13 protein-coding genes are annotated in these 15,049 nt (G+C 41.8%); 1 reads left to right on the top strand and 12 read right to left on the bottom strand.

Annotated elements, in window-relative coordinates; translation table 11 throughout:
* Positions 1 to 350 precede the first annotated feature (350 nt).
* Positions 351 to 2,627 carry a formate dehydrogenase subunit alpha gene (fdhF, locus tag B9N65_RS11390; protein WP_080655749.1) on the top strand — a complete coding sequence of 759 codons (2,277 nt, stop codon included), beginning with the start codon at positions 351 to 353 and terminating at the stop codon, positions 2,625 to 2,627.
* Between the two features lie 145 nt (positions 2,628 to 2,772).
* On the opposite strand, the gene cmoA is transcribed toward fdhF, so the two are convergent.
* The 12 genes from cmoA to B9N65_RS01550 all read right to left on the bottom strand — a co-directional run bounded on the left by cmoA (position 2,773) and on the right by B9N65_RS01550 (position 14,971).
* A complete protein-coding gene (gene cmoA, locus B9N65_RS01495) occupies positions 2,773 to 3,477 on the bottom strand; it encodes a carboxy-S-adenosyl-L-methionine synthase CmoA (protein ID WP_021085945.1) in 705 nt (234 codons plus the stop codon).
* Positions 3,474 to 4,367 carry a bifunctional riboflavin kinase/FAD synthetase gene (locus tag B9N65_RS01500; protein ID WP_087582527.1) on the bottom strand — a complete coding sequence of 298 codons (894 nt, stop codon included), beginning with the start codon at positions 4,365 to 4,367 and terminating at the stop codon, positions 3,474 to 3,476. The genes cmoA and B9N65_RS01500 overlap by 4 nt, the downstream gene beginning before the upstream one ends.
* On the bottom strand, positions 4,333 to 5,046 hold the full coding sequence (tlyA, locus tag B9N65_RS01505; RefSeq protein ID WP_087582528.1) for a 23S rRNA (cytidine-2'-O)-methyltransferase TlyA: 714 nt from the start codon (positions 5,044 to 5,046) through the stop codon (positions 4,333 to 4,335). Before tlyA ends, B9N65_RS01500 begins: the two co-directional genes overlap by 35 nt.
* Positions 5,036 to 6,979 carry an NAD-dependent DNA ligase LigA gene (ligA, locus tag B9N65_RS01510; RefSeq protein ID WP_087582529.1) on the bottom strand — a complete coding sequence of 648 codons (1,944 nt, stop codon included), beginning with the start codon at positions 6,977 to 6,979 and terminating at the stop codon, positions 5,036 to 5,038. Before ligA ends, tlyA begins: the two co-directional genes overlap by 11 nt.
* 41 nt (positions 6,980 to 7,020) lie before the next feature.
* Positions 7,021 to 7,881 (bottom strand): NADAR family protein, encoded by an 861-nt coding sequence (locus tag B9N65_RS01515; RefSeq protein ID WP_087582530.1) that lies wholly within the window; start codon positions 7,879 to 7,881, stop codon positions 7,021 to 7,023.
* Between the two features lie 24 nt (positions 7,882 to 7,905).
* Complete coding sequence (gene folP / locus B9N65_RS01520) at positions 7,906 to 9,045, bottom strand: dihydropteroate synthase (protein ID WP_087582531.1); 1,140 nt, start codon at positions 9,043 to 9,045, stop codon at positions 7,906 to 7,908.
* A complete protein-coding gene (locus tag B9N65_RS01525; RefSeq protein WP_087582532.1) occupies positions 9,042 to 9,662 on the bottom strand; it encodes a DNA polymerase III subunit delta' in 621 nt (206 codons plus the stop codon). The genes folP and B9N65_RS01525 overlap by 4 nt, the downstream gene beginning before the upstream one ends.
* Positions 9,663 to 10,202 carry a HobA family DNA replication regulator gene (locus B9N65_RS01530; protein ID WP_009294158.1) on the bottom strand — a complete coding sequence of 180 codons (540 nt, stop codon included), beginning with the start codon at positions 10,200 to 10,202 and terminating at the stop codon, positions 9,663 to 9,665. It lies immediately after the preceding gene.
* On the bottom strand, positions 10,202 to 11,401 hold the full coding sequence (locus B9N65_RS01535; protein ID WP_002939482.1) for an aspartate kinase: 1,200 nt from the start codon (positions 11,399 to 11,401) through the stop codon (positions 10,202 to 10,204). The genes B9N65_RS01530 and B9N65_RS01535 overlap by 1 nt, the downstream gene beginning before the upstream one ends.
* Positions 11,401 to 11,865 (bottom strand): RNA pyrophosphohydrolase, encoded by a 465-nt coding sequence (locus B9N65_RS01540; protein WP_021087786.1) that lies wholly within the window; start codon positions 11,863 to 11,865, stop codon positions 11,401 to 11,403. Before B9N65_RS01540 ends, B9N65_RS01535 begins: the two co-directional genes overlap by 1 nt.
* A gap of 66 nt (positions 11,866 to 11,931) precedes the next feature.
* Positions 11,932 to 13,023: a PepSY-associated TM helix domain-containing protein gene (locus tag B9N65_RS01545; RefSeq protein WP_087582533.1), complete on the bottom strand. Its 1,092-nt coding sequence runs from the start codon at positions 13,021 to 13,023 to the stop codon at positions 11,932 to 11,934.
* A 1-nt stretch (position 13,024) separates the two neighbouring features.
* Positions 13,025 to 14,971 (bottom strand): TonB-dependent receptor domain-containing protein, encoded by a 1,947-nt coding sequence (locus tag B9N65_RS01550; protein WP_087582534.1) that lies wholly within the window; start codon positions 14,969 to 14,971, stop codon positions 13,025 to 13,027.
* Between the last annotated feature and the right edge of the window lie 78 nt (positions 14,972 to 15,049).

A 15,049-nucleotide genomic window follows, 5' to 3' on the forward strand; every position in this document is an offset into this window, starting at 1 on the left:
GAGCGACCTGCTCTCCCTTTAAATTTCGCCTTTTACTTTCAAAATTTCTCTTTATTTTTATAGTTGAAACAGCTTGTCTCAAACTAAATTTAAATTTAATTTTTCATCTTTCAGCTTCTGTGTCAAATTTACACAATTTATTTCTTATTTGATAAATTTTAGAAATTCCTGCAAATTTAGCATATTTTTTGAATTCCTATATATTCGGCTTTTTAAATTTTATATAAAATATAACTTAAAATTAAAATTTATTTTTTAAATAAAGAATTTTTCATAAAAGATTAAGTTTCGCGCTAGTAATATTACTCAAAATAAATATGCAGAAAATGCATAATTAGAAGGAGAAAGTGATGAAAGAAGGCAAAGTCATCTGTCCTTATTGCGGGACAGGCTGTCAAGTAACCTTGCACGTGGAAAACAACGTCGTTCGTGCCGCTACTGGCGTCGAAGACAATCCAGTCAATCAAGGAAATTTATGTTTAAAGGGCTTTTATGGCTGGGACTACGTTGCAAGTCCAGACAGACTTACAAAGCCGCTTATTAGAAAGAAAAATGGGGTCTTTTCAAAGGATGGTGAATTTGAAGAGGCCAGCTGGGACGAGGCGCTTGATCTTGTCGTAGAAAAGATGAAAGAGGCAAAAGAGAAATACGGCCCTGACTCACTAGCAGGAAACTTCTCAGCACGCTGTACACTTGAAGACAACTACGTCGCTCAAAAGCTAATGCGAGCTGTAATTGGCACAAACAACGTCGATCACTGCGCTAGAATTTGACACGCTCCGACAGTAGCAGGACTTGCTAAAACAATCGGAAACGGAGCTGCCACAAATAGCTTTACAGAGATTGGCACTTATAGTAACTGTATATTAATGATAGGCTCAAACCCAGAAAATGGTCACCCAATCGCAGCTATGCACATCCAAAGAGCGCTAAACCGCGGTGCAAAACTGATCGTTATCGACCCTATCAAGACCGAGTTTGCAAGTAGAGCCGACATACACTTGCAGCTAGAGCCTGAGCACAACATCCCTGTTATCAACGCACTTCTTTACACTATCATCGAAGAAGGCCTTGTAAATGAGGAATTTGTAAGAGATCACACAATAGGCATCGAGTACGTTAAAGAAGCTGTAAAAGACTATGCCCCAGAAGTTGTAGCTAAATACACAAGGCTAAATCCAGAGGATATCAGAGCAGCTGCTAGAATGTACGCCACCACAAAACCAGCCGTCATCACTCACGGCATGGGCGTAACTCACTTCAACCACGGCGTTGGCGGAGTTTGCGATGTATCAAATTTATTCTTGATCACTGGCAATATCTGCGAGCTTGGCACAGGCGACTTGCCACTTAGAGGTCAAGAGAATGTTCAAGGCTGCTGCGATATGGGCGTTTTACCAAACATCTTCCCAAATCTTGGCTCAGTAACTGACCCAGAGCAAAGAGCTTGGTTTGAGAAAATGTGGCACCTAGAACCTGGATTTTTAAACTCAAAGATAGGTATCCATAAAACTGAAGTACCTGATGCGATCCTTGATGGCAGAGTGCATTTCTTCTGGACTATCGGCGAAAACCCAGTCATCTCTGAGCCAAATACAAACCACTTCTTAAAAGGCATCGCAAATGTCGATTTCTACGTGGTTCAAGATCTATTTTTAACTGAGACTTCACTAAAAGCTGACGTGGTACTCCCTGGCGTGGCAAGTAGTGAAAAAGAGGGTCTTTACACAAACGCAGAGCGCCGTGTCCAGCACAACGAAGCAGTCATCACACCTCCAGGTGATGCTAGACAAGACTGGTGGATAGTTTGCGAGATCGCACGTCGTTTGGGTGCAACAGAGGGTTTTAATTTTAACTCACCAGAAGAAATTTGGGAAGAAGTTAGAAAATGCGACCCTAGACGCTACGGCGGTATGAGCTACTATAGGCTTAAAAAATATCACGGACTTCACTGGCCATGCCCAACTGAAGATGATATGGGCGGTCAGAGCTTATATCTAGATAAGAAATTCTTTACACCTGATGGCAAAGGCCGCTTCGTGCCTTGTCTATTTGTGGATAAAGCTGATGAGATCGAGAGCGCAAAACTTGAGTTTGCTAAGAAGATGAATATGTCGCCAGAGTATCCTATCATGGCTGGTTCAGTCGATGAGAAGACTGACGCTGAGTATCCGATACAGCTTTTAACTACAAGAAAAGTTTATCAATACACAGTTGGCACCATGACAAGACGCTCACGTGCCATCGAAGAGGGCGGAGATAGCATCGGACCTATCGCCGAGATGAGTCCAGCGCTTGCAGAAAGATACGGACTAAAACAAGGCGACTTTATCAAAGCTTGGAGTAGATACGGCTACATCGTCGTAAAAGCTGAAGTAACTGACATCGTGCCTGATGGCATCATACAGATGACTTTCCACTACTGGGAGAGCTCTTGCAACGAGCTAACAAGCAGCGGTTGGGACTACATCAGCAAGACTCCGACATTTAAAGCAGCTATCCAGATCAAAAAGATCGATGAAGAGGAATTTTTACGAGTTCGCGAGCTAAAACGCGAGAAATTCCAAACTTCAAAGATCATCTACGATGACTTCCACCACCACGGAAACGCAGCGATAAATGAGTAAATTTAGCGGGTAACTCCCGCTAAATTTCTTTACTATTAAATTTCATTATTCAAAAATGCTGACATTGCAAAGCAAAATCTAAATTTTAAATTCAATGTTTATGATTAAATTTTATATTTAAATACAAAAGCAGATGTTTTTAAATTTACTTAAACGCCAAAAAGCTCATGAAATTTCCCCATTTAAATGTGCTCTCGACACGCTTAAAGCCAGCATTTAGGGCTAAGTTTCTATTTTCTTCTTCAGTGTATGGCACCAGCACATTTTCAAGCGCCTCTCTTTTTTGGGCGATCTCGTAGCGTGAGTAGCCTTGCGCTTGCTTGTAGTCCTCGTAAATTTCTATGACACTTTTAGTAAGCTTTTTATCTTCAAAGATGATCTTTTCACTAAACAAAAAGACGCCATTTTCATTTAGTCCGTTATAAATTTTTTGCACCAGATCAGCCCTTTTTGGCGGTCTGATAAACTGCAAAGTATAGTTTGCCAAAACAGCGTCAAAGCCCTCTAGCTCGCACTCTAAGATGTCGTCTAAAATAAATTCAATATCAGCTCCATAAGCTTTTGCCTTGTTTTTTGCATTTGCAAGCATCGCCTCAGAGTTATCCACGCCGCTTAGCACGAGGTCGTTTCTAAGGTTGTTTAGCAAAAGCAGGCTATTTGCCGTCGAGCAGCCAAGGTCGCACACTTTTGCTGATTTTGGCAAAATTTTAGCAAGCAACTTTGCGTTTAAATTTGAGCTAACGTCGTAAAACGGTACCGAGCGCGAGATCATATCATCAAAAACGCTCGCCACAAAGTCATCAAATTCAAACTGCTTGCTTATAGGTTCTTTAAAAATTTCATCTCTCATATACCAGCTCCATATCCGTCAAAGTATCTCATCGTCTCTCCAAAAAAGAGATCGCACACGCCCACGCACTGTCTAGCCTCGTTTATATCGCGTTTTATCTGCTTTTTTAGCTCGCTAAGATTATTAAATTTCTTATTATCGCGCAAACGTTTTATGAAGCAAACGGCGACATGCTTTGTCACTTTTGGCGCGACCTCGTCTAAGATGTGCGTCTCGACGCTAAAATTTCCATCCGTGCTAAGTCTGTTGCCTATAAAAGTGACCGAGCCATAGGTGTATGAGCCCATTCTCGTTCTTGTCGCATAGACGCCCTCGCGCGGCAAAAGATAGCTTTTTATATCTAAATTTAGCGTAGCAACCAGCTCTTTTGCGCCGATGCCCTGCCCTTTTATCACGTTGCCCTCGATCGAGTACTCCCTGCCTATCAGCCTGTTTGCCTCATCGATGTTGCCTTGGCGTATCAGCTCTCTAATTGATGAGCTATGCACGCCCATGCCGTCATAGCAAACCTCATCAACGACGACCACCTCGCCATCAAAAATCCTTTTCAGATCGTGCTTGTCCCACGCTCTATTTCTGCCAAATCTAAAATCAAATCCAACAACGATCTTTTTTAAATTTTTAAAATCCCGCTTTAAAAGTGCGATAAATTCCTCGCCGCTAAGCCCTTTTATACTCTCAAAATCATACAAAAAGCAAGGATAGTTTGAGTACTCAGCTCGCTTGAGCTTTGGCGTGATGTTGGCCTTATTTTTATCGATGACAACAAGTCCGCCAAACTCGCCAAGCTGCTTTATAAGCTGCTTGTGCCCCCTATGCACGCCGTCAAAGTGCCCGATCGCAACGGCAGTGATGTTATCTTTTGTTAAAAGCGTAGAAAAATTCGGCATTTCCTTCCTTTCCCTTGACCTCGCACTCTTTGCAAGCTATCAGTTCAAATTTCAAGCTGCTTGCTAGCACTTCAAAGCGCTTCATAGCTAAATTTACAGCCTTAGCGTCGGTGACAACGCCTTTTTTATTGCGTTTTACGCCAACGCCCACTTCAAACTGCGGTTTAAAAAGCGTGATGATGAGCGAATTCTCACTTGCAAGCTCGCAAATGGCTGGCAAAATTTCAGCCAAAGAGATAAAGCTCACGTCGCAGGTTATGAGGTTAAATTCATTTTTGTGCGTTTTAGCAAACTCCCTGACGTCAGTCTTTTCATAAATTTTCACTCGCTCATCGCCTCTTAGGCTAGCATCCAGCTGATCAGTGCCCACATCGACGCCAGCCACGCTCTTTACGCCACGCTCAAGCAAAATTTGCATAAAGCCGCCAGTTGAGCTGCCGATATCAAGTGCGTTTTTGCCAGCTAGGTCAAATTTCATCGCCTCCAAAAAGCTCTTTAGCTTCAAAGCGCCTCGTCCAACGTAAATTTCATCAAGCAGCGAAATTTTAGCCTCGCTAACCTCGCTTGAAACCTTAGTGCAAATCTGCCCGTTTGCAAGCACCTTGCCAGATTTTATAAGCTCGCTCGCTTTGTTTCTGCTTATGTTTAAAACGCTTGCGACGTAGTTATCAAACCTCAAGTTTTAGCCTCTCATATTCGCTCTCATCGATCACCAGCACGCCTAGCTCATTTGCTTTATCAAGCTTGCTGCCAGCCTCCTCGCCAGCTAAGACGAAGTCCGTTTTTTTAGAAACTGAGCCAGAAACCTTTGCGCCAAAGCTCTCAAGCTCCGCCTTTATCTCATCTCTTGGGCGACTTAGCGTGCCAGTTATCACGACCGTCTTGCCACTTAGCGCGTTTGAGATGCTCTGCGTCTGCGTCACGCTTGGCTGCACGATCTGGCTTAAAGCTAAAATTTCATCCCTATTTACCTCGGCAAAGTCGATTAAACTATTTGCCATCTCCGCGCCAAAGCCCTCAAGCGAGACAAGCTCTTCAAAGCTAGCATCAAGCCAGCCCATCCCAAAGCTACTTGCAAGCTTTTTAGCCGCCACCTCGCCGATGTGCTCGCAGCCAAGACCAGTGATAAAGCGCGATAGCTCCGCACCTTTGCTAGCCTCAATGGCATTTAAAAGGTTATTTACCTTTTTCTCTTTAAAGCCCTCAAGCGCCATGAGATCATCAAATTTAAGGCTGTAGATGTCTTTTATGCAAGCGATCAGCCCCTTGTCAAATAGCAAATTTACGATCGCATCGCCAAGACCGTCGATATTTAGGCATTTTTTCGATGCGTAGTGGATTATTGAGCCCACCACTCTTGCCCTGCAGCTTAAATTTTGGCACTTTACAAAGACACCTTCATCAAGCAGGTGCGAGCCGCAAACTGGGCAAAATTTAGGCCTATCAATCGCTTGCTCACTGCCATCTCTCCTATCTTTAAAGACCTTTGTGATCTTTGGTATCACATCTCCTGAGCGGATGATGCCGATGTAGTCGTTTTTCATGACACCAAGGCGCTCGATCTCGTCAAAGTTATGAAGGGTGGCGGATTTTACATTTGCGCCATCTATATTTACCTCATCAAGCACGCCAACAGGCGTCACCACGCCGCTTCTGCCAACTTGAAGTGCCACATCTTTTAGCCTAGTCACCTTCTCAATGGCTGGAAATTTAAACGCCACCATAAATTTTGGAAATTTAACCGTGTAGCCTAGCTGCTCGCAGCGTGCAAGGTCGTTTACGCGTATCACCATGCCATCCATCATCACACTTTTTGCGTCACGATTTGCCAAGAGCTCGTTATATGCGGACTCAAGCTCATCTTTTTTTAAAATTTTAAAAAAATCATCTCTTTCAAAGCCAAGCTCACGCACAAATTTCATCACCTCGCTGTGATCTTTTAGCCCAAGACTCTGCTCGCCCACGCCCCAAGGTATGAAAAGTAGCTTTCTTTTAGCAGTCACTGCGCTATCAAGCTGTCTAAGACTTCCTGCAGCTGCGTTTCTAGGGTTTGAAAGTGGCGCTTCGCCAGATTTTGCACGCTCTATATTTAGTAGCTCAAAGTCCTCTTTTCTTATAACAACTTCGCCACGAATTTCAATGAGCCCTTTGTAGCTAATGCTCTTTGGCACTGAGCTAATGGTCCTTGCATTTTGCGTCACGTCCTCGCCTGTAATGCCGTCGCCTCTGGTTATCGCTCTTACTAAAACGCCATTTTCGTAGAGTAAATTTAGGCTCGCTCCGTCAAATTTTGGCTCAGCGACAAAGGTCAAATTCTCCTTCTCGCCGCGCTTTAGCCAAGCATCAAGCTCGCCAAGGCTAAAGATATCCTCCATGCTCCACATGCGCTTTATGTGGCTTGCCTTGCTAAAGCCCTCTTTTACGCCTCCACCTACTCGCTTAGTCGGTGAAAATAGCGAAATTTCGCTTGGGTTTGCCTGCTCGAAGGCCAAAACCGCGTGATATAGCGCGTCATACTCTTCGTCGCTTGCAAGTGGCTCGTCCTCGTCGTAGTAGGCCTTAGCCCACACATTTAGCGTATTTATCGCTCGTTCGTACTCTTGTTTTGTCATTTTCGCTCCAAATTTACACCGCATTTTATCTTAAACATGCTTTATAAATAATCCAAATTTAGCTCATTTTTATCGCATAAATGGACATTTTTATAGACCTTTGCTATCTCGTCTCTTGCCCTCATCAGCGCAAAGCCAAGCAAATTTTGCCCTCGCCACTTCATGGGATTTTGCGCATTTTCATCGCTTGCACTCATGCCTATGCCCCAAATTTTATCAACTGGGCTTGCCTCAACTAAAATTTTACTCCCAGTTTGAAGCAAAAAGTCTCGCAAAGGGGCATTTTGACTAAATTTTAGATAGCTCGCATTTAGCACAACGCTAAATTTTATCTCGTCCCAGACCTTGGCGTCAAAGTCACGTACCTGCCTGCCAAGTGCCTTCATCTGCGCTGGATCTTTGGCGGATAAAATTTGCTCTAAAGCCTCTTTATCGCCAAAACACTCAGCCTTTTTAGCCATCATATATTGCTCGGCGCAAATGTATCTAGTTTCATCTTGCCAAAAACTAGAGCCGTACCACTGGCTTAGACAGCTTGCGCTTATGCCTGCACTCTTTTGATGACCCCAAAAAAATAGAAATTTATCCGCCTTGCCAGCGTTGTAGCGCTTTTTTAGCCACTTTAACTCATATCTAGGCTCACGCTCCCAAAGGTCGGTGACAAATTCATCGTTGATAAAAAGCATGCTTTCATCAGAGCCTAGTCTCTCATCCCAGTAGCCACGCCACGTCGCAGGCTCAGTAAAGAGCTGCTGATACTCGCTACGTTCATCTTGGCTTAGCGTTTTAAGCCAGTCGTTAAATTTAAACTTATAATCCTCGCCAGCGCCCATTCTCCAGCCGATGGAAAATGGATCTATACTTGGAAATTTGATCCAAGGCGGCGGCAATAAATTTTTCATCTAGCCTCTTTTTAGCCAAATGCCCTACCAAAGCGTGGCTTGGCTCATCGCCTCGTGCATATCAAAAAGCTGCTTGTGCTCTGCCACGTCGTGCGTTCTTATGATCTGCGCACCGTTTTCGAAGGCTTTTAAGTGCAGATAAAGCGAACCTGGTAAGCGCTCCTTGACCTCGCTTTTATAGTAGTGATTTATGACTGATTTGCGGCTAGCACCAACTAGCAGCGGGCAGCCAAATTTCAAAAAATGCTCCAAATGCTTAATAAGCAGTAAATTTTGCTCAGCCGTCTTGCCAAAGCCAATACCCACATCAAGCACTATCTTTTTAGCGCCAAGCTCCCTTGCTAGGACGATCTTTTGCTCAAAAAAGTCTGAAATTTCACCGATTAGATCGTTATACTTTGGCGCAATCTGCATGGTAGCTGGGTCTCCTTGCATGTGCATCATGCAAAACTGGGCATCATATCTTGCAGCAAGCGAGGCTAAATTTGCGTTTGCTGTGATGTCATTTATCATCTTAAAGCCGTGGTTTAGCGCAAATTCTAAGCAATACTCATCAAAGCTATCAAGGCTAAATTTCGCCTTTTCGTGTAAATTTAGCCTGTAAATTTCTTCTATGATATCTTTTATGCGCCTAAACTCCTCCTCGCGGCCGCAATACTCGCTCCCTGGCCTTGAGCTAACGCCGCCAAGGTCGATGTAGTCAGCACCTGCTTCGATCATGGCTTCGATTTTTGCTATGCCATTTTGCGTATTTATGCGGCTTTGCTCGTTAAAACTATCCGAATTTATATTTGCAACGCCCATTATAAGAGGCTTTGTGGGCTTTATAAATTTAGTTTCTAAAAAGACGGCAAGCTTTTTAAGCCCAAAGTCTTGTAGCTTCTCTTTTTTAGCTAGCTGCCTAAGCTGCGCATTTGTCGCCATTAACAAGGCTTTGTTTAGGCTCTCGCGACCCAAGATCGTATCATTATGCGTAACTAGCTCGGCGCCGACACTTAGGGCGTCTTGCTTTAGGATATTTGCCGCTGGGGTCTTTATCTCGTCAATGAAGATAAAATTTATCTCGCTCTTTTCGTGCATGAGCTTCGCACCAGCAGGGCTTGGCGAGACAGCCTTGCAAATTTGATCAAAGTCGCTTTTGTTATTTATCTTATAAAATTTCAATGTCGTCCTTTCTCAAAGATAGTAAGCAAAAGTGGCGTTAAGACGGCGTGAGACTTGGCGTTTAGATCAGCAAGCTTGATGAGTGAGAAAAAATACTCCATCTCCTCGCCGCTAAATTTATACCCGCTATCAACCGCCTTTGTCACGATGGCTCCGACAAGCTCTTTTAGCTCGTTTTTGCCAAATTTTTGCGCCTGCTCCTCTGCTATCTTTTGATCGATAAAGCTTGTTAGCTCTTTTAGGCTGAGCGATTTTAAATTTAGCTCCACACTCATTTTTGGCTTTTTGGTGAGCTTGTTTTCTATAAGCATCCTCGATCTGATCGTTGGCAGAAGTAAATTTTTACTCTGCGTTACTATTATAAATTTGATGTTTCTTGGGGGCTCTTCGATGATCTTTAAAAGTGCGTTTTGAGCCTCGGTACGAAAAGACTTCGCCTCTATGACTAAAATTTTTTCATCTTTTTCAGCGATGTAGGCTTCGGCGATGACCTCTTTTGCATTTTCTAGTAAAAAATCATCACTTATAAAAAATCTTAGATTATTTACGCCAAACTCGGCTTCAAGCTTGGCTTTTAAATTTTCAAAATCGCTTGTTATGACGATTTTATTAAGCATTTAGAGCATCACCTTTGCAAAGAGCACGGCGTCTATGCTCTTGTCAAAAAGTTTATATAAATTTAGAAGTTTGATGTCTAAGTTTTCATCGCTCGAGCTTAGCGTGAAGCTGTTTTGCGCCTGCTCGTCAAAGAGCCACATATAGCTGTTTTCATCAGTCTTGGCTAAATTTGCACGCTTGTCTATGCTCTTGCCGATGTAAAAAAAGATGTAGCCATTTGGAAAGGCAAGGCTTAGCATATCTTTTAAAAGCTGTTTTTGCTCGTTTGTCTCGATGCTGTCAAAGGCTGGATAGAGCGATCTTAGGCTAAAAAATGGCAAAAACGGACGCTCGCTTTTTGTGCGGTTGATATTTCTTAAAAGATAGTTTTCAAACCACTCTCGCTCATCGTCGCAGATGACTATAAAAGCCTTGCTATCAAGCAAAAATTTAAGCCTAGATGCGAGCAAAGGCGTCCATTCGACGCGCTTCTCCTCCATCCAGCTCATATATCTTTCGCTTCTTATAGTCTCAAGCGTCCATTGGATAAAATCTTGCATTATTTATCTAACTTATACGCATCGTGAAGCACGCGAACTGCGAGCTCGCCATATTTTTGATCGACGATCATTGAGATCTTTATCTCGCTTGTTGAGATCATTTGGATATTTATCCCCTCTTTTGCAAGCGTCTCAAATGCTAGACATGCTACGCCGCTGTGGCTCTTCATGCCTACGCCGATAACTGAGACTTTCACGATCGCATCGTCATACTCGACATGTTTTGCAGCTGAGAGCTTTTGCATAGTCTCTTTTGCTAGGTCAAGCTCGTTTTGTGGCACTGTAAAGCCTAAATTTGTCGTGCCGTCGTGTCCTACGTTTTGAATTATCATATCTACATTTATATTTTGATGAGCTAGAGCTGTGAAAATCTCAGCTGCGATGCCAGGCTTATCGACTACGCCTCTTAAAGTTACTCTTGCTTGATTTTTATCTAGTGCTATACCGCTTACTAAAACCGCTTCCATATTATCTTCCTTTGCTATTAATGTACCTTCGTTGTGGTTAAAACTGCTTCTTGTGATTAGTTTGACATTTAGTTTTTTTGCTAGCTCAACTGAGCGATTTTGAAGCACTTTCGCCCCAGCAGAAGCAAGCTCAAGCATCTCGTCATAGCTTATCTTTTCTAGCTTTTTTGCCTTTTTTTCTATCCTTGGATCAGTCGTATAAACGCCATCAACGTCGGTAAAAATTTCACACAGATCAGCTTCAAGCGCACCTGCTAATGCAACCGCACTAAGATCACTTCCGCCTCTGCCTAGTGTAGTGATATCACCTTTGTCGTCTATGCCTTGAAAGCCTGCTACGACTACGATCCTGCCAGCTTTTAGCTCAGCTTTTAGCCTAGTGGTGTCTATCTTTTCTATCCTAGCTTTTGTGTGAATTTCATCTGTTATTATCCCAGCCATTGCGCCAGTTAGCCCTACGCACGCATAGCCTTTTGCATTAAGTGCAATCGTCAAAAGTGCGGTGGTTACTTGCTCTCCAGAGCTTAAAAGCATATCAGTAGCAACGCCGTCTGGGTGCTTTGAAAAATACTCACTATATTCAACCAATTGATTTGTAACTCCACTCATCGCAGAAACTACCACAACCACGTCAGCGCCGCTGTTTTTAGTCTCTATGACCCTATTTGCCACAGCTTCGATGCGCTCAAGCGTGCCTACGCTAGTTCCGCCAAATTTTTGAACGATTAACATCAAAAATATCCTTTCTCTTTAAAATAACTCAAAACTTTGTCATAAATAGGCTTTTTGAAGTGATTTATCCCCTCTAAAGCCTTGTTGATATCTACAAATTTATACTCGCTAAACTCTGGATGCTCAGTCTTTAAATTTATGCTCGCACCATTTTTAAGCCTAACTAAAAAGTACTTTTGCGTCTGCCCATCAAATGGATAAAATCTCTTTGACGCATTAGCTGGAAAGTCGTAGCTAAGCCAATCAGGATACTCCTCTAAGAAGTCAAATTTATCAGTTCCGATCTCCTCTTTAAGCTCCCTTTTTAGCGCTTGTTTTGGACTTTCGCCTTCATCTATGCCACCTTGAGGAAACTGCCAGATATCGTCCATATCAACCCTTTTTGCGACTAAAATTTCGCATTTAAAAGGGTAAGAGCTAGACAAAATGACAGCTGCTACATTTGGTCTATATTTTTTTTGCATGTTTTTTCCAAAAAAATTTTATTTGAGATGATAACGAAAAAGAGTTAAGAGATAGATAAATAAGAGTTAGTTTTTACGCCGTTTGTAATAAATCGCACCTCCACTAAAAAGTAGCAAAACCACAACGCACGATGCTAGGCAAAATATAAATTTACCAAGCTCACCAAAGATATATCCAGCGTGCAAATCAAGCATAAATTTATAAATTTCAAATGACTTTGGCATGGCGTTTTTTGAAATTTGCTCGCTTTTAGTATCTACTAAAAGCCTAACGCCATCTCTATCGCTAGCTCCCTTTGGCAGGTAAAAGAGCATAAATTTGACGCCACCGCTATTTGCTATAAAATTTAAAGCATCAAACTCGCTGCCAAATTTAGAGATGAAAATTTCATAAGCCTTTTTAAGGTTTGCCACCTTTTGCTCATCGCTTAAGCTAAAGCCATTTTTGTTTGTAAAATTTGGCTTTTTAAAGACCTTTTCTTCGCCACAAATTTGATTTATAACCTTAGCAAAGCTCTCATAAGAAAAGTAAAGCCCACTAATGCAAATCACGCTTAAAACGGTGCCAAGATAGATACCCAAAAAGCCGTGTAGCGAATACAAAAACGCAAATTTCTTTGCTTTTAAATTTAGTTTAAATGCCTCCCCCATCCTGCTTCTAAATCTCCAAAAATATATCACAGCCCCGCTTATCAAGACAAAAAGCAGCGCAAGCGTAGAGAGTGCCACTAGCTCGCTTGCAAATTTACTCAAATTTTCATTTTTAAAAAGCGAAAGGGCTAAGTTTTTATGCAAATTTAAAACCAGCCCTATAAACTTCTCCGCGCTGTTTTTGCCAGAAATTTCTCCAGTGTAAGGATCAACGAAAAACGACTCAAACTCGCCATTTTCGCTGGTTCCGCTTATGACGTAAGCCTTGTTTGCCTCTGATTTTATCTTTAGGTAGCTAAGATTAAAATTTGGCTCACTTTTGCTAAAAATTTTTAAAATTTCATCTATCTCTAAAGGCTTTTTGCCAGCCACGACCTCATCTTTGCTAAAGATATCGATTATCTCATCGTGATACGAGATGATCGCTCCACTAATGCTAAGCACAAGAAGCGGCAAGGCAAAGATAAAAGCCAAGATAAGATGAAATTTTTTCAAAATTTTTATCATTTTAAAACTTTAGATTAAAACCAAGCTCGATCTTTTGTCCGTCAGCTATCAAGATGTCGTATCTGCCAGATCTTGTCGTAAAGTACTCATTAAAGAGGTTATAAACGCTTAGATTTAGGCTGAAATTTTTAGTTACGTTGTAGTTTATGCCAAGATCGGCGATCACGTAAGGTCTGATGTCATCATCGTAGCTAAGTGAGTCTTTGCTCCTGCCATAATAATTTATCTGAGACCAGAAATTTAGCCATCTGTTTAGCTCGTAGTTTGCTCCAAATTTAAATGTATGAAGCGGATAGTTGTTTAAGCTTTTGCCTATCTCCGCTCCATCTTTTTGTTTTGATCTTGTATAGACGTAGCTTTGATTTAGCCTAAGAGCGTTTGTGACTTGCCACTCATTTGTTAATTCAACTCCGTAAATTTCAGCTTTGCCGACATTTACACTCTCCCAAATACCATTTGGATAAATTTTGCCTTTATGTCTGCAAACACTGCCTCTTGAGCAGATAGGGCTATAGCTTAACATATCTTTAAAACTTGTGTAAAAGCCAGTTAGTGAGGCTTCAAAACCTTCATTGTCATTATAAACGCCACCAAATTCATAACTTACGCTTGTCTCTGGCTTAAGGCTGCTTCTACCAAGCTGCGCTCCAAGTCCTCCAGCAAATGGCGACGCAAGATCTTGTGTTCGTTGCTTGATGTCAGGTGTCGCGTATCCTGTGCTAACTCCACCCTTTAAGGCGAAAAAGTCGTTTAAGCTATAGATGCCATAAATTCTTGGTGAAACGTGCGAGCCATAGTTTTCATCGTAGTTATAGCGAATACCAGTACTTAAGATAAAATCTTTTGTAAGATGATAATCATCCTCGCCGTAAAGTGAAACATCATATCTTTTTACATTCGCAGCGTCCGCTGTGGTTGCCTTTTCATCTAGCTTTTCTCTTTTAGCATTTAGGCCTAAAGTAAAGGCGTTATTATCAGTAAAATATGAGCCTTTTGTATCAAAATTGAGTGTTTTTAGCGTCAAATTTTGTTGTGCGATCTCTTTTATCTTGCCGTAAGATAGGTAGCTTTGAAGCAAGATATCATCAAGCCTTGCTTCGTGGCTTAAATTTATCACATCACCCTTTATCCTCTCACTAGCAACTGAGTTGGTGCCAGTCGATAGTGTTTTGCCTTTAGTTCTTTTATATTTTACATCGCTTCTTGCAAGCTCAAGCGTGATGTCATTGTTTTCATTTGGTCTAAAAAAGAGCTTCGTGCCAAAATTTCTATCTTTTTGCTCTCTGTTTGCGTATGAGATTTTATCCTCTGACTTGTTTAAATTTTTACCATAAACTGAGATGCTTAAAATATCGTCTATTAGCCTAGAGTGCAGATATAGGCTGTTGTAAAACTCGCCGCTTATATTTTTATTTCTAGCAAATTTATAGCTTGAGCCAAGATTTGCATGAAAGTCGTTGCTAAACTCGTCTGTTATGATGTTTATCACACCGCCCAACGCGTCACTACCATAAAGTGAGCTCATAGGACCTCGTATCACCTCGATGCGGCTTATAGCACTTGCTGGTGGGATGAAGCTATATGAGCCTCCAACACTTCTTAGCCCCTTATAAGCGTTATCTCCTGGCACTGGCATGCCATTTACTAAAATTTTAGTAAATCTTGGAGAGAATCCGCGTATAGAAATTCCTCGTCTATTTGCCGCTTCGGGAGTCGTTCCAAAAAGGCTTGGCACGTCTTTTACCATGCTCTCAACGTCCTTATGATTTCTCTTTTCTAGCGCATCTTGAGTGATGACGCTAAGCGTTGCAGGGGCGTCTTTTATGTTTTGCTCAAAGCCAGTTGCGCTTACTACTTTAACCTCTGGCAGAACTTTATCTTCATTTGCAAAAAGCGGTAAATTTATAAAAACTGCCGCACAAATAGAAATTTTTAATGCACTTTTCACAAAAAACTCCTTATTAAAATTTAAATCACATTTTACTAAAATAAAATAATCGTTATCAATATCAGACATAACGCTAGA

Origin of the sequence: Campylobacter concisus, assembly GCF_002165815.1 — a bacterium.
Taxonomy (GTDB): Bacteria; Campylobacterota; Campylobacteria; order Campylobacterales; family Campylobacteraceae; genus Campylobacter_A; species Campylobacter_A concisus_BH.